This window comes from Lentzea nigeriaca, assembly GCF_016907955.1.
In the GTDB taxonomy this organism is placed as follows: Bacteria; Actinomycetota; Actinomycetes; order Mycobacteriales; family Pseudonocardiaceae; genus Lentzea; species Lentzea nigeriaca.
In genome coordinates this window covers 739,931-759,417 of sequence record NZ_JAFBCX010000001.1, presented here as the reverse complement: position 1 = coordinate 759,417, position 19,487 = coordinate 739,931, and the positions used below count along the sequence as shown (strand labels likewise).

At 70.7% G+C, this 19,487-nt stretch carries 21 protein-coding genes; 13 read left to right on the top strand and 8 right to left on the bottom strand.

Going from position 1 to position 19,487, the window contains the following annotated elements; genetic code table 11:
- Window positions 1-13 precede the first annotated feature (13 nt).
- The gene (locus tag JOD27_RS02690) at window positions 14-592 is read left to right on the top strand and encodes a superoxide dismutase family protein (protein WP_204760461.1); all 579 of its coding nucleotides are present in this window, start codon (window positions 14-16) and stop codon (window positions 590-592) included.
- Here the strand turns inward: JOD27_RS02690 and JOD27_RS02685 are convergent.
- Window positions 589-1,644, bottom strand: a complete 1,056-nt coding sequence (locus JOD27_RS02685; protein ID WP_204760460.1) for a helix-turn-helix domain-containing protein — start codon at window positions 1,642-1,644, stop codon at window positions 589-591. The two genes, JOD27_RS02690 and JOD27_RS02685, sit on opposite strands and share 4 nt — an antisense overlap.
- Window positions 1,645-1,788: 144 nt before the next feature.
- Here JOD27_RS02685 and JOD27_RS02680 point away from each other — a divergent pair, with 144 nt between their 5' ends.
- The 6 genes from JOD27_RS02680 (at window position 1,789) to JOD27_RS02655 (ending at window position 10,081) form a co-directional block, all read left to right on the top strand.
- Entirely contained in the window at window positions 1,789-4,383 is a 2,595-nt protein-coding gene (locus JOD27_RS02680; RefSeq protein WP_307829837.1) for a type 2 lanthipeptide synthetase LanM family protein, read from the top strand.
- A gap of 12 nt (window positions 4,384-4,395) precedes the next feature.
- Window positions 4,396-4,584, top strand: coding sequence for a hypothetical protein (locus JOD27_RS02675; protein ID WP_204760459.1), 189 nt, complete (start codon window positions 4,396-4,398; stop codon window positions 4,582-4,584).
- Window positions 4,585-4,698: 114 nt separating this feature from the next.
- On the top strand, window positions 4,699-7,575 hold the full coding sequence (locus JOD27_RS02670; protein ID WP_204760458.1) for a helix-turn-helix transcriptional regulator: 2,877 nt from the start codon (window positions 4,699-4,701) through the stop codon (window positions 7,573-7,575).
- Window positions 7,576-7,691: 116 nt separating this feature from the next.
- Window positions 7,692-8,123, top strand: a complete 432-nt coding sequence (locus JOD27_RS02665; RefSeq protein ID WP_204760457.1) for a DUF4383 domain-containing protein — start codon at window positions 7,692-7,694, stop codon at window positions 8,121-8,123.
- Window positions 8,107-9,084: a carboxylate-amine ligase gene (locus JOD27_RS02660; protein ID WP_204760456.1), complete on the top strand. Its 978-nt coding sequence runs from the start codon at window positions 8,107-8,109 to the stop codon at window positions 9,082-9,084. Before JOD27_RS02665 ends, JOD27_RS02660 begins: the two co-directional genes overlap by 17 nt.
- On the top strand, window positions 9,059-10,081 hold the full coding sequence (locus tag JOD27_RS02655) for an iron-containing redox enzyme family protein (protein ID WP_204760455.1): 1,023 nt from the start codon (window positions 9,059-9,061) through the stop codon (window positions 10,079-10,081). The genes JOD27_RS02660 and JOD27_RS02655 overlap by 26 nt, the downstream gene beginning before the upstream one ends.
- On the opposite strand, the gene JOD27_RS02650 is transcribed toward JOD27_RS02655, so the two are convergent.
- Both JOD27_RS02650 and JOD27_RS02645 read right to left on the bottom strand, forming a co-directional pair.
- Window positions 10,003-10,200, bottom strand: coding sequence for a CDGSH iron-sulfur domain-containing protein (locus tag JOD27_RS02650; protein WP_204761137.1), 198 nt, complete (start codon window positions 10,198-10,200; stop codon window positions 10,003-10,005). The two genes, JOD27_RS02655 and JOD27_RS02650, sit on opposite strands and share 79 nt — an antisense overlap.
- Window positions 10,172-10,867, bottom strand: a complete 696-nt coding sequence (locus JOD27_RS02645; RefSeq protein WP_204760454.1) for a HemK2/MTQ2 family protein methyltransferase — start codon at window positions 10,865-10,867, stop codon at window positions 10,172-10,174. Before JOD27_RS02645 ends, JOD27_RS02650 begins: the two co-directional genes overlap by 29 nt.
- A 72-nt stretch (window positions 10,868-10,939) precedes the next feature.
- On the opposite strand from JOD27_RS02645, the gene JOD27_RS02640 reads away from it, so the two are divergent.
- Complete coding sequence (locus JOD27_RS02640; protein ID WP_204760453.1) at window positions 10,940-11,524, top strand: hypothetical protein; 585 nt, start codon at window positions 10,940-10,942, stop codon at window positions 11,522-11,524.
- Here JOD27_RS02640 and JOD27_RS02635 read toward each other — a convergent pair.
- The 3 genes from JOD27_RS02635 to JOD27_RS02625 are packed head-to-tail and all read right to left on the bottom strand — an operon-like array spanning window position 11,519 to window position 12,994.
- On the bottom strand, window positions 11,519-11,995 hold the full coding sequence (locus JOD27_RS02635; RefSeq protein WP_204760452.1) for a DUF1360 domain-containing protein: 477 nt from the start codon (window positions 11,993-11,995) through the stop codon (window positions 11,519-11,521). The two genes, JOD27_RS02640 and JOD27_RS02635, sit on opposite strands and share 6 nt — an antisense overlap.
- A complete protein-coding gene (locus JOD27_RS02630; protein WP_204760451.1) occupies window positions 11,992-12,183 on the bottom strand; it encodes a DUF2795 domain-containing protein in 192 nt (63 codons plus the stop codon). The genes JOD27_RS02635 and JOD27_RS02630 overlap by 4 nt, the downstream gene beginning before the upstream one ends.
- 16 nt (window positions 12,184-12,199) lie before the next feature.
- On the bottom strand, window positions 12,200-12,994 hold the full coding sequence (locus tag JOD27_RS02625; RefSeq protein ID WP_204760450.1) for an SDR family NAD(P)-dependent oxidoreductase: 795 nt from the start codon (window positions 12,992-12,994) through the stop codon (window positions 12,200-12,202).
- A 139-nt stretch (window positions 12,995-13,133) separates the two neighbouring features.
- On the opposite strand from JOD27_RS02625, the gene JOD27_RS02620 reads away from it, so the two are divergent.
- From JOD27_RS02620 to JOD27_RS02610, 3 genes are read left to right on the top strand one after another with little or no spacing between them, the layout of a single operon-like run.
- A complete protein-coding gene (locus tag JOD27_RS02620) occupies window positions 13,134-14,129 on the top strand; it encodes an efflux RND transporter periplasmic adaptor subunit (protein WP_204760449.1) in 996 nt (331 codons plus the stop codon).
- Window positions 14,129-14,827 carry an ABC transporter ATP-binding protein gene (locus JOD27_RS02615; RefSeq protein ID WP_204760448.1) on the top strand — a complete coding sequence of 233 codons (699 nt, stop codon included), beginning with the start codon at window positions 14,129-14,131 and terminating at the stop codon, window positions 14,825-14,827. Before JOD27_RS02620 ends, JOD27_RS02615 begins: the two co-directional genes overlap by 1 nt.
- Complete coding sequence (locus JOD27_RS02610; protein WP_239566295.1) at window positions 14,827-16,155, top strand: ABC transporter permease; 1,329 nt, start codon at window positions 14,827-14,829, stop codon at window positions 16,153-16,155. Before JOD27_RS02615 ends, JOD27_RS02610 begins: the two co-directional genes overlap by 1 nt.
- A 72-nt stretch (window positions 16,156-16,227) precedes the next feature.
- Here the strand turns inward: JOD27_RS02610 and JOD27_RS02605 are convergent, their stop codons facing one another.
- A complete protein-coding gene (locus JOD27_RS02605; RefSeq protein WP_204761135.1) occupies window positions 16,228-17,019 on the bottom strand; it encodes an aldo/keto reductase in 792 nt (263 codons plus the stop codon).
- Window positions 17,020-17,073: 54 nt separating this feature from the next.
- On the bottom strand, window positions 17,074-17,847 hold the full coding sequence (locus JOD27_RS02600; protein WP_204760447.1) for an SDR family NAD(P)-dependent oxidoreductase: 774 nt from the start codon (window positions 17,845-17,847) through the stop codon (window positions 17,074-17,076).
- An 83-nt stretch (window positions 17,848-17,930) separates the two neighbouring features.
- Between JOD27_RS02600 and JOD27_RS02595 the strand changes: the two genes are divergently transcribed.
- The gene (locus tag JOD27_RS02595) at window positions 17,931-18,368 is read left to right on the top strand and encodes a MarR family winged helix-turn-helix transcriptional regulator (RefSeq protein ID WP_204760446.1); all 438 of its coding nucleotides are present in this window, start codon (window positions 17,931-17,933) and stop codon (window positions 18,366-18,368) included.
- A 22-nt stretch (window positions 18,369-18,390) separates the two neighbouring features.
- On the top strand, window positions 18,391-19,482 hold the full coding sequence (locus JOD27_RS02590) for an acyl-CoA dehydrogenase family protein (RefSeq protein ID WP_204760445.1): 1,092 nt from the start codon (window positions 18,391-18,393) through the stop codon (window positions 19,480-19,482).
- Window positions 19,483-19,487 lie beyond the last annotated feature (5 nt).

Here is a 19,487-nt window from a genome sequence, read left to right as displayed (position 1 = left end):
CTTGAGGAGAACCATGCGCACGACCGTCGCGGCCCTCGTGGGTGCCGCACTGCTCACCGGACTGACCGCCTGCTCCGGCGAGGCCCCCGCACCGAAGGCGCCTGAGATCAAGCCGGTCGCCGAGACCGAAGTCGCGGGCCCTGCCGCCGCCGGCGACCAGCCGAAGGGCATCACCTACGACGTGCAGCGAATCCCGTTGGGCGCCAAGCTCTCCACCGGTTCGTCCGTCTCAGGTGGACAGACGACGGTCGAGCTGAAGGTGTCCGGCCTGCTGCCGAACACGAAGTACGGCTCGCACGTGCACACCAAGCCGTGCGGCGCCAAGCCCGCCGACTCGGGCCCGCACTACCAGAACGAGAAGGACCCGGTCACGCCGAGCGTGGATCCCAAGTACGCCAACGCGGCGAACGAGATCTGGCTCGACTTCACCACCGACGCCCAGGGCGCCGCGACCGGTACGGCGAAGGTGAACTGGGAGTTCCGCAAGGGTGAGGCGAACGCGGTCGTCCTCCACGCCGCGCACACCAGCACCGAGCACGGCAAGGCGGGCACGGCCGGTGACCGCCTCGCGTGCCTGACCGCGAGCTTCTAACAGGGCCAGGTCAGGGCCACACCCCCAGTGAGATGTGGCCCTGACACAGGCTCCAGGACCGCCGCGCGCACGAGGTTGAGCACCTCGTATCGGGGTCCCGCGCGGCGGACCAGCCCGCGCACGCTCAACGCGCGCACGGCGTCCTCGTCGTCCCACTCGCCCCGATCGGCCAGGCGCACGAGCGCGACGCGGTCCTCCAGGTCCAGTGTGGACAGCGAGAGCCGCAGCGAGTCGCGCAGATGTGCCGAGGTGGGGTCGAGCGGGTTGGACCGCAGCCGTTCCAGCAGGTGCTGCGGCGAGTAGACCATGAACCACCCGGCGGCGAACTCCAGCGCCGACGGCAGTCCGTCGAGCTCGTGCACCAGGCCGATCAGCGCGGCGTGGTTCGCGGGCTCCTGCCGGAACGCCGGCCGCACCCGGCGCACGTTCGTCACGAGCAGGCGCACCGCAGCGTCGTCGGCGAGCGGGGCCAGGGGGAAGACGCGTTCGCCGGGCGTGCCGGTCGGGGCCAGCGCGGTCACGATGATCCGCAGCCTCGGGTGGCTCCCCAGCAGCCGGGTGTCGGGGACGTGGTCGGTGACGAGCACGGTGTCCTGGTCGTCGTCGATGGCCGGGGTGCGCGAGACCGGCAGCCAGACCACCGACCAGCCGAGCCGGAAGTGCAGCTCCCCCACCACCTCCAGCGCGAGCCGTGTCTTGCCCACGCCGCTGACGCCGGTGATCGTCACCAGCCGCCTGCCGTCGGCGAACAGGTCGCCGAGCGCGGCGGTCTCGAGCTCGCGGCCCATGATCGCCGACGACGGCGCCGGAGGTGGCACCGACACCGGTCCCACCGGCCGTCCGCCTGCCTCGCGCAGGGTCGCGCGGCTGTCGTCGTCGAGCCGGAGGCCGTCCGCGAGCAGCCGGATCGTCTCGGCTCGCGGCGATCTCGTGCGGCCGCACTCCAGGTCGCGGATGGCCCGCACGCTCACCATCGCGAAGTCGGCCAGCTGCTGCTGGGTGAGGCCGACGCGGATGCGGTACGTGCGCAGCAGTTCCCCGAACTCCCTCATGCCCGTTTTCCTCCCTCTCCGCCACGAGTCTCGGGCCGCGGGGGCGGCGGAACATGGGGGCTGGTCCCCCATATTCACTTCCCGGCGCAAAACTGGGGGCCCAGCCCCCATGTGTCGCACGCGCGCACGTGCGAGGTTCTGCCGGTGACCTCACCGGCCCGGACCAGTACGGGCGAGAGCTGGACAGCGGCGTTCGCCCACGCGTTGCGCCCGCTGATCGACGCTGCCCGCACCGAGGTCGCGCCACCGTTCGACGCCGCGTTCGCCGAGCAGCTCGGCCGCCGGCTGGTGACGATCGCGGCCCGCACACTCGTTCTGGAGCTGCACCGGGCGCGCGGGACGCTGGCCGGGAACACGGGTGAGGAGCGGTTCACGTCGTTCACGCGCACCCTGGACCTGGAGGCGTTGTTCGCCCGCTACCCGGTGCTGGCCCGGCTGCTCGGACAGGCCTGCGAGCAGGCCGTTTCCGCCCACCACGAACTGTCGTCGCGCTTCACCCGCGACCGCGCCGAGATCGTGCGGACGATCTTCGCCGGCGTGGATCCCGGTGCGCTGGTGTCCATCGAGACCGGCCGCGGTGATCCGCACCAGCAGGGCCGCACGGTCGCGGTGCTGGCGTTCTCCTCCGGCGCCCGGCTGGTCTACCGGCCGCGCCCGGTCGAGCTGCACGTGCACTTCGCCGCCCAGCAGTCCTGGCTTTCCCTGCGAACCGGAATCACCCTCCGATCACCGCGGCTGGTGGTCCGCGACGGGTACGGGTGGCTCGAGTTCGTGAGCCACGAGCCGTGCGCGGACGTGGCCGGGGTGGCCGAGTTCTACCGGCGGCTGGGGGCGTTGCTGGCTCTGCTCTACGCGGTCGACGGCACGGACATGCACTACGAGAACCTGATCGCGTGCGGTGACCAGCCGGTGCTGGTGGACGTGGAGACGCTGTTCCATCCGACGCCGTCGCCGTCCGACGATCCGGCCGCGCTGGCGTTGGTGCGGTCGGTGCACCGCACGGCGCTGCTCCCCCACGTCCTCCTGGGGGACAACGGGGCCGCGGACGTGTCCGGTGTCGGCGGTGATCACGGCGTGCCGTCGCCGATGGACGTCGTCGACTGGGCCGACGCGGGAACGGACCGGATGCGGCTCGTGCGGCGGCCGCGCGAGTCGCCGGGGGCGGTCAACCGGCCGGTGCTGGGCGGGGTGCCCGCCGAGCCCGGTGACTACCAGGACTCGCTGCAGGCCGGGTTCCGCGCGGGCTACGACGCGATCGTGGCTCATCGCAACGAACTGCTGCGGCTGGTCCGTGCGTGCGCCGACGACGAGGTGCGGTTCGTGGCGCGTGCGACGCGTCAGTACGCCGTGCTGCTCGACGAGTCGACGCACCCGACCGTTCTCGTCGACGCGATGGACCGCGATCTGGCGTTCGGGGTACTGGTCGCCGACGACCCGTTGCTCGACCGGCTGGTGCCGTTCGAGGTCGCCGACCTGTGGCGCGGTGACGTGCCGCTGTTCACGTGCCGGCCGGGGTCACGCGACGTGTGGACCACGTCCGGGCTCCGGTTGCCGGACCTGCTGCCGGAACCGGGACTGCACGCCGTCGAACGCAAGATCGCGGCGATGAGCGAGGTTGACCGGCACGACCAGCAGTGGATGATCGCGGCGGCACTGGCGTCCCGGCCGCGGCCCGTGTCGCACCGCAGCGGCGTCCCGCTGCCCGGTCACGTCGCCGCGGTCGACCCGGATCCGGCCCGGCTGCTGGTGGCCGCGTGCGGGATCGCGGACCAGATCCTCGCGCACGCCGTGACGGGCAGGAACAGGGTGAACTGGCTCGGGCTCGAACTGATCGACGACCGCCATTGGACCGTGCAGCCGCTCGGTGCCGGTCTGTCCAACGGCTACACGGGTGTCTCGCTGTTCCTCGCCGAACTGGGCGCGCTGACCGGGGCGGCCCGGTACTTCGACTTCGCCAGGGACGCGGTCCGGCCGCTGCGGTCGTTGCTGTCGTCCTTCGCCGCGTCGCCGGAGCTGGTCGCGGCGGTGGGCGGCGGACTGCACGGGCTGGGCGGGATCTGTTACGGCCTGGCGCGCCTGACGCCGTTGCTCGGCCTCGACCCCGGCCTGCTCTCGACGGCGGTGTCGTTGATGCCGATGGAGGACACGTCGCTCAGCTTCGTGGACGGTGTCGCCGGATCACTCGCCGCCATGCTCGCCGTCGGCACGCCCGACTCCTTGGCTCTGGCCGACCATTACGCGGCCGTCCTACGTGGCGCGATTTGCCGGACGAATGGCTTCGCCCGTGGCCATGCGGGAATCGGATGGGCTTTGCGGCGTTACGCGGCAACGGTGTCGGACGAGTCATCTGATGTGGCAGGACGAGCGTTCCTCGAGAGCGACGTGATCGACCCGACCGACACCGGCTGGTGCTCCGGTCTGGCCGGCGTCGCCCTCGCCCGCGACGACGAGCGCACGGGTGGCGTGCTCGCGTCGACGGAACCGTTGCGGGACATGAGTCTGTGCCACGGCGAACTGGGCGTCGTCGAAGCGTTGTCCGCCCACCACCCCGGCGCCGCGACCCGCCGCACGGCGCTGTTGCTGGGAGCACTGGACGAGCACGGCGCCCGCTGCGCCACCCCTGGCGGTGTCCCGTCGCCCGGCCTGCTCACCGGTCTCGCCGGCATCGGTCACGGGCTGCTGCGCCAAGGGTTTCCGGTGCCGTCGATCCTGCTGATGGACCCTGTCAACGACACATGAGGAGTGCCTTCGATGAACGAGTCCCTGCACCGCCCGGCCGCCCTGCCTGAACCGGTCGAGCACGTGATCGGGGAGATGGAGCTCACGCCGAGGTCCACGGCCGGTGCGAGAGCACGCGCCCTGGCCGGGCTGACCCTCGCGGTGGGTGCCTTCACGGCCATCACACCCGGCCTGCCGGAAACCACCGTCAGCGTGGTCTGAGCTTCCCGCGTGCGGGGCCGGGCGATCAACCCGGTCCCCGCGCCGAATGCTTTCCCAAGGAATACGACTGAGCAGCCGACACGGACGACGTCACCTGCCGGTTAAGGTCCTGCCATGCAGACCCGAGCGCCCCACGTGGTCGGCCGCGATCGAGAGGTCACGGCTCTGGCGGGAGCACTCGGACGCACCCGCGAGGGCCGGGGCGGCGCGATCTTCCTGACCGGTGAGGCCGGCATCGGCAAGTCGCGGCTCGCCCGGTACGCGGCGGGCCAGGCCTATGACAAGGGCATCAGGGTGCTCAAGGGGCGCGGCACGACCATCGGCCCGATGGTGCCGTTCCGTCCGATCGCGGAAGCGCTGCTCGCCCTGTTCCGCGGCGAACCGCCCGACGACGCCGAGCTCGGCCCCTACAAACCCGTGCTGGGCACGCTGATCCCCGAGTGGCACGACAGCCGGTCGACGACGGAATCCGTCGTGGTGCTGGCGGAAGCGGTGCTCCGGCTGCTCGCGAGCGTCGCGCGGAAGACCCCGTGCCTGCTCGTGCTGGAGGACCTGCACGACGCCGACGCCGAGACGCTCGCGGTGATCGAGTACCTGGCGGACAACCTGGAGGACCAGCCGGTTCTGCTGCTCGCCACCATTCGCACCGAGCCCGGCCACGCGCTGGAGCTCGTGCACCGGATCGTGCAGCGCGGCGCGGCGACCCGGCTCGACCTGCGCCGGCTGACCCGGCAGGAGGTCCGGCAGATGACGGCCGCCTGCCTGGACAGCGAGCAGATCCCGGCAGAGCTCTGCGCTCGCTTGTGGACGGACAGCGCCGGAAACCCGTTCGTCATCGAGGAACTGCTGCACGGCATGGTGAGCAGCGGCCTGCTCGTGTCGGGTGCACGGGGCTGGCAGGTGCTCGGTGAGCTGAAGCTGCCGGTGCCCGCCGCGTTCGTGCGCAGTGTGGCGCACCGGACCGAGCGGCTGGGGCCGCAGGGCCGGGAGGTGCTGTCCATCGCGGCGGTTCTGGGCCACCGGTTCCCGCTCTCCGTGGTGCAGCGGGTCACCGGCATCGACGACCGCGGGCTGCTGAGCCACCTGCACGCCGGGGTCGCCGCGCAGCTCGTGACACCCGACGAGCCCGCGCCCGACTGGTACGCGTTCCGCCACCCGCTCACCGCGGACGCGTTGCTCGCCCAGCTGACGCCTGCCGAACGCGCGGATCTGTCCAGGCGCACGGCCGACGCGATCGAGGATCTGCACCCCGGCCTCACCGGCGACTGGTGCCCGCTCGTCGCGAAGCTCCGGTTCGACGCCGGCTCGCCCGCCGAGGCGGGCCTGCTGTTCGCGGAGGCCGGCACGCGGGCCCTGGGCACCGGCGCGGCGGGATCGGCCGTCACGTTGCTGGACCGGGCGCAACGGCTACTCGCCGGCGAAGCACGCGCCGACGTCCTCGACGTACTTCTGCCGGCGCTGGCCGAGACGGGCGAGTTCGAACGCGCCTTCGAGCTGGAACGGGAGATCGCGGATCTCCACGGACTGAACAGCGTGCGCCGCGCGAAGCTCCACACGCGACTCGCGCGCGTCGGCCACCTCGCGGGCAGGTTCACCGACGGTGTGGAGCAGGTGCGCATCGCCCGCACGTTGCTCGGCCAGGACGCGCCGGACGAGCTGACCGCGCCGCTGGACGTCACCTCGGCGTACCTCACGCTGAACATCCCGAGCGCCGACCGGATCGAGGCGGCGGCGTGCCTCGCGCGGCAGGCGGCGGAAGCGGCGGCACGGGCGGACCTCCCCGACGTCGCCTGCGAGGCGTGGCAGCTGCTCGGGATCATCGCGCGCGAACAGGACCTCGACGAGGCCAACAGGTGCTTCGGCAAGGCACGCGCGCTCGCGGACGCGCACCAGATGCCGATCCAGCGCATCTACGCGCTGGTTCGCCTGGCGGGCAACGACTGGCTGGAGTCGGGCAGCACGGCCGCTCTCGGCCGCGTGCACGACGAGGCGTGCCGGGCGGGTGCGATCACCGTGGCGTACAACGTGAACGCCATCATGGCGCTGCAACACGTCCTGACGGGCGCCTACGAACAGGCGGCCAAGGAGATCGACAGCTGCCTGGAGGCCACCGGGCGGCTGAAGTTCCACGTGCTGACCCGTTACCTGCTGATGGTGAAGGCAACGCTCGCCGGGCATCGCGGCAACCGGCAGGAAACCGATGACGCCACCAGGAAGTTCGAGGAGGCGGCGAAGGGCGGCGCACAGGAAATCCCGCTGTGCCACGGGCTTGCGCGCGCGTTCTGCGCTCTGCTGGAGGAAGACCACGCGCTGGCGGTGCGGGAGCTCGACCTCGCCGAGGCCAAGGAATCGCAGAACCCCACCACGTTCCACCTCTCCGGCACGCACGGGCTGCGGGTGCTGCTGGCGGTGCTGGACGGCCGCTTCGGCTGGTCCGACTACGCCGTGCTGGCGAAGTCGAGTGCTGCCGGCATGCGCTGGAACCGCCACTTCGCGGACCTCGCCCACGCCGTCCTGCTCGGCCGCGACGGCCTGTGTGCCGAGGCGCTGGAAGTGTTCGAGCGTGCCCAGGAAGCCGCTGCCCCGTACCCGATGGCCCGGCACCTCGGGCTGCGGCTGATCGCGCGGGAAGCCGCGGAGTGGGGTGATCCGGTGGCGTGGCTGCGGGCCGCCGAGGAGCACTTCCACCAGGCGGGCGTCCCCGCGGTGGCGTCGGCGTGCCGGGGACTGCTGCGGCAGGCGGGCGTGCCGGTGCAGCAACGCCGCACCGGCACGGACCAGGTGCCGAAACAGCTGCGCGGGCACGGCGTCACGGTGCGGGAGTTCGAGGTCTTCGTGCTGCTCGCCGACCGGATGGGCAACAAGGCCATCGGCACCCGCCTGCACATCTCGCCGCGCACGGTGGAAAAGCACGTGGCGTCGCTGATCGCGAAGACGGGTCAGCCGGACCGGGAGTCACTGTCGGCGTACGCGGCGGCGTTGAGCCGCTGAGCAGCTGAATCGTTCGATCGTCCACGTGGGAGCGAATACCGGCGGCGGGTTTGCGGGCACCTCTGCCGGGTAGCCGTCGATCGACCACGTTCACGACCAAACCAGAGGTGAGTTCGATGGTCGACGTCTCCACCCGCACGCGGGTCCAGCAGGCCGCACTCGTCGTAGCGGCAGTGTTCGCGTTGGTCGGAGTGCTCGGTTTCATCCCAGGCATCACCACGGACTACGACCAGATGACCTTCGCCGGTCACGAGTCCGGTGCGATGCTGCTCGGGATCTTCATGGTGTCGATCCTGCACAACATCGTGCACCTGCTGTTCGGCGTCGCAGGCTTCCTGGCCGCACGCACGGCCGCCGGCGCGCGGGCGTTCCTGATCGGCGGCGGCGCGGTCTACCTCGTGCTGTGGCTGTACGGGCTGGTGATCGACAAGATGAGCGACGCCAACTTCGTGCCGCTCAACAGCGCGGACGACTGGCTGCACTTCGTCCTCGGCCTCGGCATGATCGGACTGGGGGTCGCGCTTGGCAAGCGTGCCGCAGTGCGCTGACACCGTTGGCGTAGAAGAAGAGTTCCTGCTCGTCGACACGGCGTCCGGACGTACCTCGGTACGAGCGGACGCCGTGCTGGCGCGCGTCCAGGACACCGAGCTCACCAAGTTCCACGCCGAGCTGGCGGCCACGCAGGTGGAGGCCGCGACCGGGCCCTGCACCGGTGTCGCCGAACTCGGCGAGGCGCTGCGGCAGGCCCGCGCCACGCTCGCGAAGACTGCCGAGGAGATCGGCGTCAGGATCATTTCCCGTGGCACGCCGGTGAAACCGTCGCTGCAGCCGATCGTCTCCCGCGACAACCCGCGGTTCCGCCGCGTTCTCGACACGTACTCGGGCGTGGTCGAGCACTACGAGGCCTGCGGGTGCCACGTCCACGTCGGTGTGCCCGACCGTGAAACGGGTGTGCGCGTTCTCAACCACCTCAGGCCGTGGCTGCCGACGTTGCTGGCGCTGTCGGCGAACTCGCCGGACAACGGCTACGCGAGCTGGCGAATGGTCCAGCAGTCCCGTTTTCCCGGCTCCGGGGTCGCACCGGTGTTCACGGGCGTCGCCGACTACGACGCGCATGTCGCCCGCATGGTCGCGTGCGGGACGCTGGTGGACCGCGCGCAGTCGTTCTGGCTCGCCCGCCTGTCACCGCGGCTGCCGACCGTGGAGTTCCGCGTGGCGGACGCGGCGGACAGCGTCGACGACGCGGTGCTGCAAGCAGCCCTGTCGCGCGCTCTCGTCCACACAGCGGCCGCCGGTGACGAATCGCCCCCGGTGCGGGACGACGTGTGCGCAGCGGCCGTCTGGACGGCTTCCCGGTACGGCCTGGACGGTGCCGGCGTCGATCCGTGGCGGGAACGCCTGGTGCCCGCGACCGCGCTGCTCGACCGGCTGCTGGAGCACGTCACGCCGGCGCTGGCAGAACGCGGCGAGCTCTCGCTGGTGCATGACCTGCTCGACCAGCGGGTATGAGAGCGTGGTGAAGCTTCCCTCGCCCCGCGGGCCGTTGTCCGAGACCGTCGTCGCCGCACTGAGCGGTGAGCCGGACGGCCGCCCGATGCCGTTCACCGACGCCGACCCGTACGGTGAGGACCTCACTATCGCGCTGCACACGATGTACGAGCTGCACTACTGCGGCTTCGACGGCGTGCACCCGGCGTGGGAGTGGGATCCGGAGCTGCTGAAGTTCCGCGCCCACGCCGAAACCGCGTTCCTGGCCGCGCTGCGGTCCGATGTGGACGGCGGCGACGAGCTGGGGGCGGCGCTGGAAGCGTTGCTCGTGGAGCACGTGCCCGGCAGCGGTGTGTCGCACCACCTGCGGGACAACGGCACCTGGGACGAGATGCGCGAGTACTTCGCGCATCGTTCGGTGTACCACCACAAGGAAGCGGACCCGCACGCGTGGGTCATCCCCCGGCTGCGCGGCAGGGCGAAGGCCGCGCTGGTGGCGGTGGAGTTCGACGAGTTCGGCGGTGGCCGGGCCGACCGCATGCACTCCCGCCTCTACGCCGACCTGCTCGAAGGCGCCGGGATGTCGCCGGAGTACCTGCACTACCTCGACGACGTGCCCGCTCCGGCCATCGCGATCGTCAACATGATGTCGCTGTTCGGCCTGCACCGGTCGCTGCGCGGCGCACTGGTCGGCCACTTCGCCGCCGCCGAGATCACCACCGCCCCGAGCGCCCAGCGGATGGCCCAGGCCCTCCAGCGCCTCGGCGCCGACCCGCGGTGCGTCGAGTTCTACACCGAGCACATCGAGGCCGACGCCGTGCACGAGCAGATCATGCGCCGTGACGTCATCGGCTCGCTGCTGGAACAGGATCCGGGGCTGCGGGCGGACGTGGTGTTCGGCATCCAGGCGACTGAACTGCTCGAGGCACGCCTCGCCGCTCACCTGCTGTCGTCCTGGGCGGCCGGCGAGTCGTCGCTGCGGACGCGTTTGCGGTGGCTGGTGTCGCAGAACGGGTAACGCTTGCTGCGGCGGCACGCGCACACCGCGACCACGAACCGGTCGCTGGTGTGCGTCACGCCGTCGTCGGTGACGAGCTCGACCGGTCCCTCAACGAGCACCGGCCCGTTCGGCACCATCGTCACCCGGCGTCGGTTCCGGCCGGTCACCGCGGATCACCACCAGTTCCTCGTGTCGCTGACCGGGTTCGATCAGCCCGTGCCGCTCCAGAAAACCGATCCTGCCGTTCATGACGGGCCCGAACGGCACGTTGCGGCGTTGCACGACCGAGGCCTTCAGGCCGTTGTCCCGCAGCTGCCGCAACGTGCTGTCCACCCCACACAGTGCCGAATGGACCATCAGCATCACCCCGCCCGGCACCAGGAGATCGAACATCCTGGCGCACAACGGGTCCAGCAGCTGCCGTCCGTCCAGCCCCGCGTCCCACGCCCGTGCGGGCCCGCGAGCCGCGCAGGGACTGGCGGCCGGCACGTACGGCGGGTTCGCGAGCACGAGGTCGAAACGCTCGCCCGCCACGACCTCCAGCGCGTTGCCCAGCCGCACCCGCAACGGCATCCGTTGCAGCGCGGCGTTGACCCGCGCGGTCCACACCGCGCGCCGCGACACGTCCACACCGGTCACCTCGGCGGCTCCGGCCCGGATCGCCGCGATGGCCAGCGCTCCCGTGCCGGTGCCGACGTCGAGCACGCGTGCGCCGGCCGGAATCGCCGCCGCGTGCATCGCCTCGACGAGAAGCGCGGTGTCGTCCTGGGGCGCGTACACGCCCGGAGCTCTGAGCAGCCTCACCACCGCAGAATCCCCCGCCGGAAGACCTTGAAACACCAGGTTTTCCAGCGCTTTCGACGGGTACACCGGGATGTGCTGTCCACTGTCTTCCGCCTGCTCGCGAAGGCGCGTCACGATCGGGCGCTGCATCCGCGCGGCGTCCAGATGACCGGTGAGCTGACCGGTACCGCGCCGTTTCCCACCAACGCAGCCGTGACCGTGCGCCTGTCCAAGGGCGTGGGCACCGGGCCGGGAAAACTGGACGTGCACGGCATCGCACTGCGCGTGCCCACCGAGTCCGGTGACTGGGACCTGCTGCTGTCGAGCACCGGCACAGGCCCGCGAACGCGGTTGCTGCCCAGGTTCGTGCGGCGGTGGCGAGACGCCCGGCTCGGCACCCTGGCGCCGTACCGGTACCGCGGCGAACTGGTGTGGTTCATGGCCGTTCCGGACGACCGCGACCTGCCGGGCCGCTTCACGATCCATCTGGCGCGAAAGGACGCCGACTGGCGCGAGGTGGCCGAGGTGACGCTGCACCCTCACGAGAGCACGGCGACCCCCGTGGCGTTCGACCCGGTGCTCAACCTGCCGCCGGACATGGAACTGGCGCCGCGCTGGCTCGCCGTGCTGCGGGAGCAGGCCTACGAGGGGAGCCGGCGCGGCCGCCACGTGTCATGACTTCAGCTTGTCGTACACGAGGTTCAGCGCGTCCGACGCCGCGACGGCCGTGAGCGCCGTCGCCACCAGCCTGGTGACCCGCGGCGCGAACACCAGCCCCGCGGTCAGTCCGCTCGCGATCCACACCCCCGCGCAGAACGGGCACGTGAGCAGCTCGCCGACCGCGTGCCGCGCCGGATCGTCCGACCTGGGCCGCTCCTTGAGCTCCGCGTGCCCTGCCGGTTCCTCGTAGCGGGTGAACGGTGCCCTGAGCGGGCTCGTCACCGCCTCCTTGGTGAGCAACCGGCTCGCCTTGTGCGTCGCCACCCCGACGAGCGCGGTGTCGCGCAACGAGAACCGCTCCGGCAGCCGGACGCCGCCGAGGCGCCCGGCCACCGAGACGGCACCGGCGAGAGCCGCGTAGGTGCCGATGGCGAGGAGGTAGCCGGGCAACGGCCTGCCCTCGCCGTACGCCTGCCAGATCCGCCTCACGCCTGGGAAACCTCCGCGCTCACGGCGTTCGGCCCGTCGTACTGCCGGTCGGGAATCCTGCCCAGCGACGCCAGGACGTCGTCCCCTGCACCGTTGTCGCGGGCCTTGTCGATCAGCTGCTGTTTGCTCACCGGGTAGTCCACGCCGGCGAGATTCTTCTGGATCTCAATGGGATTCGATTGGCTCATGGCGCGCGAGTACCCGTCACGACTCGGCTGAACCGGGTTCGGTCATCGTCCGCATCATCTTCGCCTTCACCGGATCCGGCGCGACCTTCCCGGCGATCACCTGGACCTTGTTCTTCAGCGAACCCGCTACCACGTGGTCGTCGCCCTTCATCAACGCGTCGAAGCCCTGCTGGGCGACCTGCGCGGGGTCGTCCTTGTCGCCCGTGGCGACCTTGGTGTCCTGCATGCCCGCGCGGTCGAAGAACTCGGTGTCGGTCGGTCCCGGCATCAGCGTCGTGACGCTGACCCCGGTGTCGCGCAACTCCTCCCGCAGGCCCTGGCCGAACGACGCCAGGAACGCCTTCGAGGCGGCGTAGACCGAGTGGAACGGGCCGGGTGCGGTCGCGGCGACCGAGGACGTGAAGAGCACCTTGCCCTCCTTGCGGTCCACCATGTCGCCGATCAGCCGGTGCGCGAGGTGCACGGACGAGCGAACGTTCAGGTCGACGATCTCCAGGTTGTCGGCGAGCGACGTGTCGCGCACGAAGTCACCGCCGACGCCGACACCCGCGTTCACCGCGAGCACGTCCACCGGACGGCCCAGCGCGCGCACCCGCGCGACGAGGGATTCCACGCCGTCGAAACTCCTCAGGTCGGTGCGCACCGGTTCGACGTGCACACCACCGCTGCGCAACCGCAGTTGTGCGGCCGTGTCGTCGATCCTCTCGTCCTCGGCCGCGACGACGACGTCGAAGCCGTTGTCCGCGAGCACTTTCGCGAGTTCGTAACCTATTCCGCTGGACGCACCGGTTACCACGGCAAGCGCATTCACAGGTCTTCTCCTTCCGGTCGACACCCGGATACCCGTGGCCACCAGGTCGATGCGACATCGGCCGAAAGTCCGATGCAACCTCCCCGTCTCGTCCGGTGTCCTTATCGGTAGGTTGGTTGAAACGACATGGGGGACATTCGTGCGCAAAATTGTTCTCGCGCCGCTGTGCGCGCTGGTCACGGTCGCCGTGGCGGCGTGCAGTCCGTCAGGTTCGGAGAAGACCAATCCGGAGCTGGCGCCGCGCGGCACGACGATGACCAAGGTCAAACCCACCAAGCAGGACCTGACCACGAAGCTCAGCATCTCGGGCAAGGTCGAGATGAACCCGACGTTCGGGCTCGCCGCGCCCGTCGCCGGCCAGGTGCGGTACTTCGACCTGCAGGCGCCCAACGGCACGCCGACCAAGCCCACCAGGGTCGCGACGGTGTGGAAGGACGGGGCTCCGAACTACGTCGAGATCCCGGCCGGTGCGACGTTCGGCGGCAGGCTCGTCGACGACAAGGCGACGGTGACGGCGGGCATGCCGATCGCGTCCGCCAAGCACGTCGGCTACGCCATCGTCGGTGACATCGACGGCGCGCAGGCGTACAAGATCAACGGCGCGCTCACCGACGTGACGGTGCAGATCAAGAACGGCCCCGGCCCGTTCCCGTGCACGGTGCTCGGCACCATCGCCGCGCTGCCGCAGGGCACGATCCCGGAGAAGCCCACGCAGACGCCGGACACCAAGACCCCGCCTGCGGGCCAGACGCAGCAGCCGCAGCAGCCCAAGCAGCCGGACCAGCCGCAGCAGCCGAGCTCCTCGACGGGCCTGCGCATCGTGTGCACCGCGCCCGCGGACGTGCAGATGATCAACGGCGCCACCGCGTCGATCGAGGTCACCACCGGCAAGTCGGCGCAGGCGCTGGTGGTCCCGGTCGAGGCGGTGGCCGGCCAGCAGGGCAAGGGCAAGGTCGACGTCATCCAGCCCGACGGCTCGCGCCGCACCACCGACGTGACGCTGGGCCTCACCGACGGCAAGGTCATCGAGGTCAAGTCCGGCCTCACCGGTGACGAGGAGCTCGCCGTGCCCGGCCCGAACCTGCCGGAGGGTCAGCAGCAGGGCGGCGACCAGCAGAAGCCGACGGGACCGTGATGACGGCGCCAGTGATCCAGGTCCAGGCACCGCTGCTGCAGCTCAACGGCATCACGAAGGTCCTGAAGGGCCAGGAGGAACCGCGCACCATCCTGTCCGGTGTGGACCTCACCGTCCATCCTGGACAGAGCGTCGCGATTCTCGGCCGCTCCGGTTCCGGCAAGTCGACGCTGCTGAGCCTCATCGGCCTGTTCGACCGGGCGGACGAAGGCCAGTACCTGCTGCACGGCAACGACATCACGAAGCTGCCCGAGCGCAAGGCCGCGGCGTTGCGCAGCGCGGAGTTCGGGTTCGTGTTCCAGCGCTTCTTCCTGCTCAAGCACCTCACCGCGGCGCAGAACGTGGCGATGGCGCTGGTGAACGGCCAGGGCTGGTCGTCACGGCGCAAGCGCAAGCAGCAGGTGATGGAGGCGCTCGACCAGGTCGGCATCGCGCACCTCGCGAAGTCCAAGCCCGCCAGGCTCTCCGGTGGTGAGCAGCAGCGCGTCGCGATCGCCCGCGCCCTCGTGCGGCAGCCGCGCGTGATCCTCGCCGACGAGCCGACGGGCGCGCTCGACACCGAGACGGGCAACCTCGTCGTCGAGGTGCTGCTGGGCACGACCAGGCAGGGCTGCGGCCTCGTGCTGGTCACGCACGACCACGACCACGCGCGCAAGATGGGCCGCGTGCTGGAGCTGCGCGACGGGCGGTTCAACTGATGTTCTCCGGCAAGCTGCGGTCCGCCCTCGTCATCGGCGGACAGGGCATCCGCGCCCGAAAGCTGCGCACGTTCCTGTCGATGGTCTCCCTCTTCCTCGGCGTCCTCGCGGTCGTGACCGTGCAGGCGGGTGCCGAGATCGCCGAACGCGCGATGCTCACCGACGTCGAGCTCCAGGCCGGCAAGGACGGCACGATGATGGGCTACATCCCAGGCGAGAAGGGCGCCCCGGGGATCGTCGAGGCCACGCTGAAGGGCCGCACCGACGCCGTCGCGATGATCAGCTCGAAGGCGATCATCGGCGAGCCGGGCGTGCGGCCGATCAACGAGGGCGGCATGCCGTTCGAGTACGCGAACCGCGGCGGCGACTACAGCGGCCCGTCGGTGTACTGCGACGCCGCCGGTGTGTGCCAGGAGCAGAAGCCGCAGGAGAAGAAGCCGGACGGCCAGGCGATCGAGGTCAGCATGGTCGCGCTGACCGGTGACATCCGGCCGTTCAAGCCGTTCCGCCCGGTCTCCGGCACCTGGCTCGACTTCGCCACGGCCCCGTCGCTCGCCCCGCGGATCGTGCTGAACGAGGAGGCCGCGAAGGGCCTGCGGCAGTACCGCATCCCCGGCGAGATGATGATCGACGGCGCCACCCACCACGTGACACCGCAGATCGTCGGCGTTGTGGAGGACGGCAACGTCCAGCCGCGGGTCTACCTGCGCCTCGACGAGCTGCGCACGTGGATGCCTGCCGCGGCGGCGACCAGCGAGCTCGACAGGTTCCGCGGCGGCGGCACCGGCCTCGAGGTGTACATGCAGCCCGGTTCGCACGACCTGCAGCAGCTGCTGAAGGCCAAGCTCGTCGGCGCGGGCGTCGACCAGAACCAGGTGCAGTTCCGGGTCGTGAACTCCAAGGAGCGCATGGAGTCCGAGCTGAAGATCATGCGCCTGATCTTCCTCGGCATGGCGTTCCTGGTGCTGCTGATCGGCGTCGCGGGCATCCTCAACGTCGGTCTCGCCACGGTCGGCGAGCGCGTCGAGGAGTTCGCGCTGCGGCGCGCGGTGGGCATGTCCCGGATGCTGCTCGCGGGCATCGTGCTCGCCGAGACTCTGCTGACCGGCCTGCTGACCGCGGCGCTCGCGATCGGCGCGGGCGCGGCGGGGCTGCAGATCGCGCTGATGATGTTCGGCAGCCGCTTCCCGTCGTTGCAGGGCACCACTTTCCCGTGGGAGGCGGGTGTCGCGGGCGTGATCGCCGGTCTCGTCGCCGGTGTGCTCGGCGGTCTCATCCCGGCGATCAGGGCGGCACGGATCCCGATCGCCACAGTCATGCGGGCCTAGGAGCAGGAGGCAGGCCCGTCGCCGGCGAAGCCCCGGTCCGCGAGAATGCGGGCCGGGGCTTCGTAGTTCTCGTCAGGCCTGGTTGAACTCGTCGGGGTTCGGGCCGATGCGACCGCCGCGGTCCAGAGTGGACAGGGCGGCCATCTCCTCCTCGGCCAGCTCGAAGTCGAACACCGCGATGTTCTCCCGGATGCGGGACGGCGTCACGGACTTCGGGATCACGACGTTGCCGAGCTGCAGGTGCCAGCGCAGCACGACCTGCGCCGCGGAACGGTTGTGCCGCGCGGCGATCTCGGTGACGACCGGGTCGCCGAGCAGCTCGCCGCCCTGGCCGAGCGGCGACCAGGCCTCGGTCTGGATGCCGTGCCGCGCGTGGAACTCCCGCAGGTCGGCCTGCTGCAGGTACGGGTGCAGCTCGACCTGGTTGATCGCGGGCACGACACCGGTCTCGTCGATCAGCCGCCGCAGGTGCGCGGGCTGGAAGTTGGAGACGCCGATCGCGCGGACCCGGCCTTCCTTCTGCAGCTGCACGAACGTCTTCCAGGTGTCCACGTACAGGTCGCGGGCGGGCGTCGGCCAGTGGATCAGGTAGAGGTCGAGCACGTCGAGCTTCAGCTTGCTCATCGACTCGTCGAACGCGCGCAGCGTCGCGTCGTGACCCTGGTCGGTGTTCCACAGCTTCGTCGTGACGAACAGCTCCTCGCGCGCCACGCCGGACTGGGCGACGGCCGCGCCGGTGCCCGCCTCGTTGCCGTAGAGCGCGGCGGTGTCGATGCTGCGGTAACCGGCCCTGATCGCCTCGCTGACCGCGGGCGTGGCCTCGGCGTCGGGCACCTGCCAGACACCGAAACCGAGCTGGGGCATCTCGACGCCGTTGTTGAGCTTCACGATGTTCACAAGCAATCTTCCTTTTCTGACTTACGGGATCAGCGTCGGCGCCGTGCCGCCGTCGACGCGCAACGCGGCTCCGGTCGTCGCGGACGACAGGTCCGACGCGACGTAGGTGATGAGGTTCGCGACCTCGTGCGGACGGATCAGACGGCCCAGCAACAGGGTCGGGCGTTCGGTGCGGACGAACTCCGCCTCGCCGCCGTCGCCGACGCGGTCGCGGATGAACTCCTCGACGCCCGGCGTGAGCGTCGGGCCGGGCAGCACGGAGTTCACCGTGACACCGGTGCCCTTCACGGCCTGCGCCATGCCGCGCGCGATGGCGAGCTGCGCGGTCTTCGTCATGCCGTAATGGACCATCTCGGTGGGCGTGAAGACGGACGACTCGCTGCTCACGAAGATCACCCGGCCCCAGCCGCGCTCGACCATCCGCGGCGTGTAGTGCCGCGAGAGCCGCACGCCGGACATGACGTTGGTGTCGAAGAACCGCTGCCACTCGGCGTCGTCGATCTCGAACACCGGCTGCGCGCCGTAGATCCCCATGTTGTTGACCAGCACGTCCACGTCGGGCACCTGCTCGATCAGCTCGGCCGCGCCCTGCGCGGTCGCGATGTCCGCCGCGACACCCCGCACGTCGACGGTGGGGAGGTCCCCGTCGAGTTTCGCCACCGCCTCGTCGACCCGCTCCCGGCTGCGACCGTTGACGACGACCGTCGCACCCGCCTTGAGCAGCGCCTCCGCCGTCGCGAAGCCGATGCCGGAGGTGGAGCCCGTGACAAGCGCCGTACGTCCCGACAGATCCATGTCTCTCCCCGGTAGACTTGCTGAAGACGATTACAAGCGTACGCAATAGTTGCAGACGCTGTCTATTTGAGAAGGGTTGACCCATGTCACTGGACGACGACGCCGTCCAGGCGCGCGCTCAGGGCTGGCGCACGCTCGCGGCGTTGCACGCGCGCATCGAGGACCGCCTCGAGCGAGCCCTGCAGAAGGCGCACGAACTCTCCGTCAGCGAGTACACCGTTCTCGACGTCCTCAACCGCCAGGACGGCTTCCACCTCCGGATGAACCAGCTGTCGAACGCCGTGGTGCTCAGCCAGTCGGCCACGACGCGCCTGGTCACCCGCCTGGAGGACCGTGGCCTGCTCGCCCGCTACCTCTGCCCCACGGACCGCCGCGGCATCTACACCGAGGTCACCGACAAGGGCCACGAACTGCTCGCGCTCGCCCGGCCCACCCATGACGAGGTCCTCGCGGCGTCGCTGGAGGAGGCTTCGGCGGCCCCGGAGCTCAAGCCACTCGTTGAGGCGCTCGCCAAGCTGTAGTCCGCTCGGCAGGATCGCGCACATGGATCTCCACGCCCTGATCCGCGCCGAAGCGCCGGTGGCCGAACAGCAGCGCGCCCTCACCGAACCGGTGCTGACCGCCTTGATCGACCACGGCGTGCACCAGATGCTCCTGCCGAAGCGCTACGGCGGCGCCGAGATGGGCCTGCCGGAGTGGAGCCGCGTGATCCAGAACCTGTCGTGCTCGGACGCCTCGACGGGCTGGACCGCGATGACCACCACCATCTCGTCGTCGCTCGCCTGGTACCTGCCGGTCGCCGCCGCCGACGAGATCTTCGGCGACCCGCGCGCGTTGATCGCGGGCACCGCGGCGCCGATCGGACGTGGTGAGGCGGCGGACGGCGGCTACCGCGTGTCCGGCCGTTGGGGCTGGGGCAGCGCCGTTCCGTACAGCCAGTGGGTGATCGGCGGAACCCTCACACCGGACGGCCCGCGTCTGGCCGTGTACCCGCGTGCGGACGTGACGATCCACGACACCTGGCACGTCTCGGGTCTGTGCGCCACCGGTTCGCACGAGTTCTCCGTCGCCGACGCCTTCGTCCCGGCCGGCCGGACCGCGCTGCCGGGAGTGACCCCGCCCGGCACCACCGGCTCGCTTCCCCGCTTCCCGTTCTTCTGCTTCCTCGCCGCCGGCGTCGCCTCGGTGGGCCTGGGCATCGCGCGGCGTGCCGTCGACGAGATCGTGGCGCTCGCCGTCGAGAAGACTCCGCAGCACGCGTCGAAACGCCTCGCCGAGCAGGCCGGCGTCCAGATCGACGTCGCTCTGATGGAGGCCCGGCTCTCGGCCGCCCGCGCCTTCCTCGACGACGAGCTGAGCGCGGCCTGGGAGCTGGCGGAGGCCGGTTCGGAGGCGCCGGACGCCGTGAGGGGCCGGTTGCGGCTGGCCTGCACGTTCGCCTCCGCCGAGGCCACCGAGGTGGCTCAGAAGGCGTTCGCGGTGGGCGGCGGCACGTCGGTGTTCACGTCGTCGGCCCTGCAACGGTGCCTGCGGGACGCTCACGTCGCGAACCAGCACACGATCGTGTCGCGCCGTCTGCTGGAGACCTACTCGATGGTGCGCTTCGGACTCGGGCCGGACACCGCACGTTTCTAGTGCCG

Bases quoted from the DNA above. Each gene is read 5' to 3' on its own strand.
- JOD27_RS02690 (WP_204760461.1), top strand. From the start codon at position 14: ATGCGCACGACCGTCGCGGCCCTCGTGGGTGCCGCACTGCTCACCGGA.
- JOD27_RS02685 (WP_204760460.1), bottom strand. From the start codon at position 1,644: ATGAGGGAGTTCGGGGAACTGCTGCGCACGTACCGCATCCGCGTCGGC.
- JOD27_RS02675 (WP_204760459.1), top strand. From the start codon at position 4,396: ATGAACGAGTCCCTGCACCGCCCGGCCGCCCTGCCTGAACCGGTCGAG.
- JOD27_RS02670 (WP_204760458.1), top strand. From the start codon at position 4,699: ATGCAGACCCGAGCGCCCCACGTGGTCGGCCGCGATCGAGAGGTCACG.
- JOD27_RS02665 (WP_204760457.1), top strand. From the start codon at position 7,692: ATGGTCGACGTCTCCACCCGCACGCGGGTCCAGCAGGCCGCACTCGTC.
- JOD27_RS02655 (WP_204760455.1), top strand. From the start codon at position 9,059: ATGACCTGCTCGACCAGCGGGTATGAGAGCGTGGTGAAGCTTCCCTCG.
- JOD27_RS02650 (WP_204761137.1), bottom strand. From the start codon at position 10,200: ATGGTGCCGAACGGGCCGGTGCTCGTTGAGGGACCGGTCGAGCTCGTC.
- JOD27_RS02630 (WP_204760451.1), bottom strand. From the start codon at position 12,183: ATGAGCCAATCGAATCCCATTGAGATCCAGAAGAATCTCGCCGGCGTG.
- JOD27_RS02615 (WP_204760448.1), top strand. From the start codon at position 14,129: ATGACGGCGCCAGTGATCCAGGTCCAGGCACCGCTGCTGCAGCTCAAC.
- JOD27_RS02610 (WP_239566295.1), top strand. From the start codon at position 14,827: ATGTTCTCCGGCAAGCTGCGGTCCGCCCTCGTCATCGGCGGACAGGGC.
- JOD27_RS02605 (WP_204761135.1), bottom strand. From the start codon at position 17,019: ATGCCCCAGCTCGGTTTCGGTGTCTGGCAGGTGCCCGACGCCGAGGCC.
- JOD27_RS02600 (WP_204760447.1), bottom strand. From the start codon at position 17,847: ATGGATCTGTCGGGACGTACGGCGCTTGTCACGGGCTCCACCTCCGGC.
- JOD27_RS02595 (WP_204760446.1), top strand. From the start codon at position 17,931: ATGTCACTGGACGACGACGCCGTCCAGGCGCGCGCTCAGGGCTGGCGC.
- JOD27_RS02590 (WP_204760445.1), top strand. From the start codon at position 18,391: ATGGATCTCCACGCCCTGATCCGCGCCGAAGCGCCGGTGGCCGAACAG.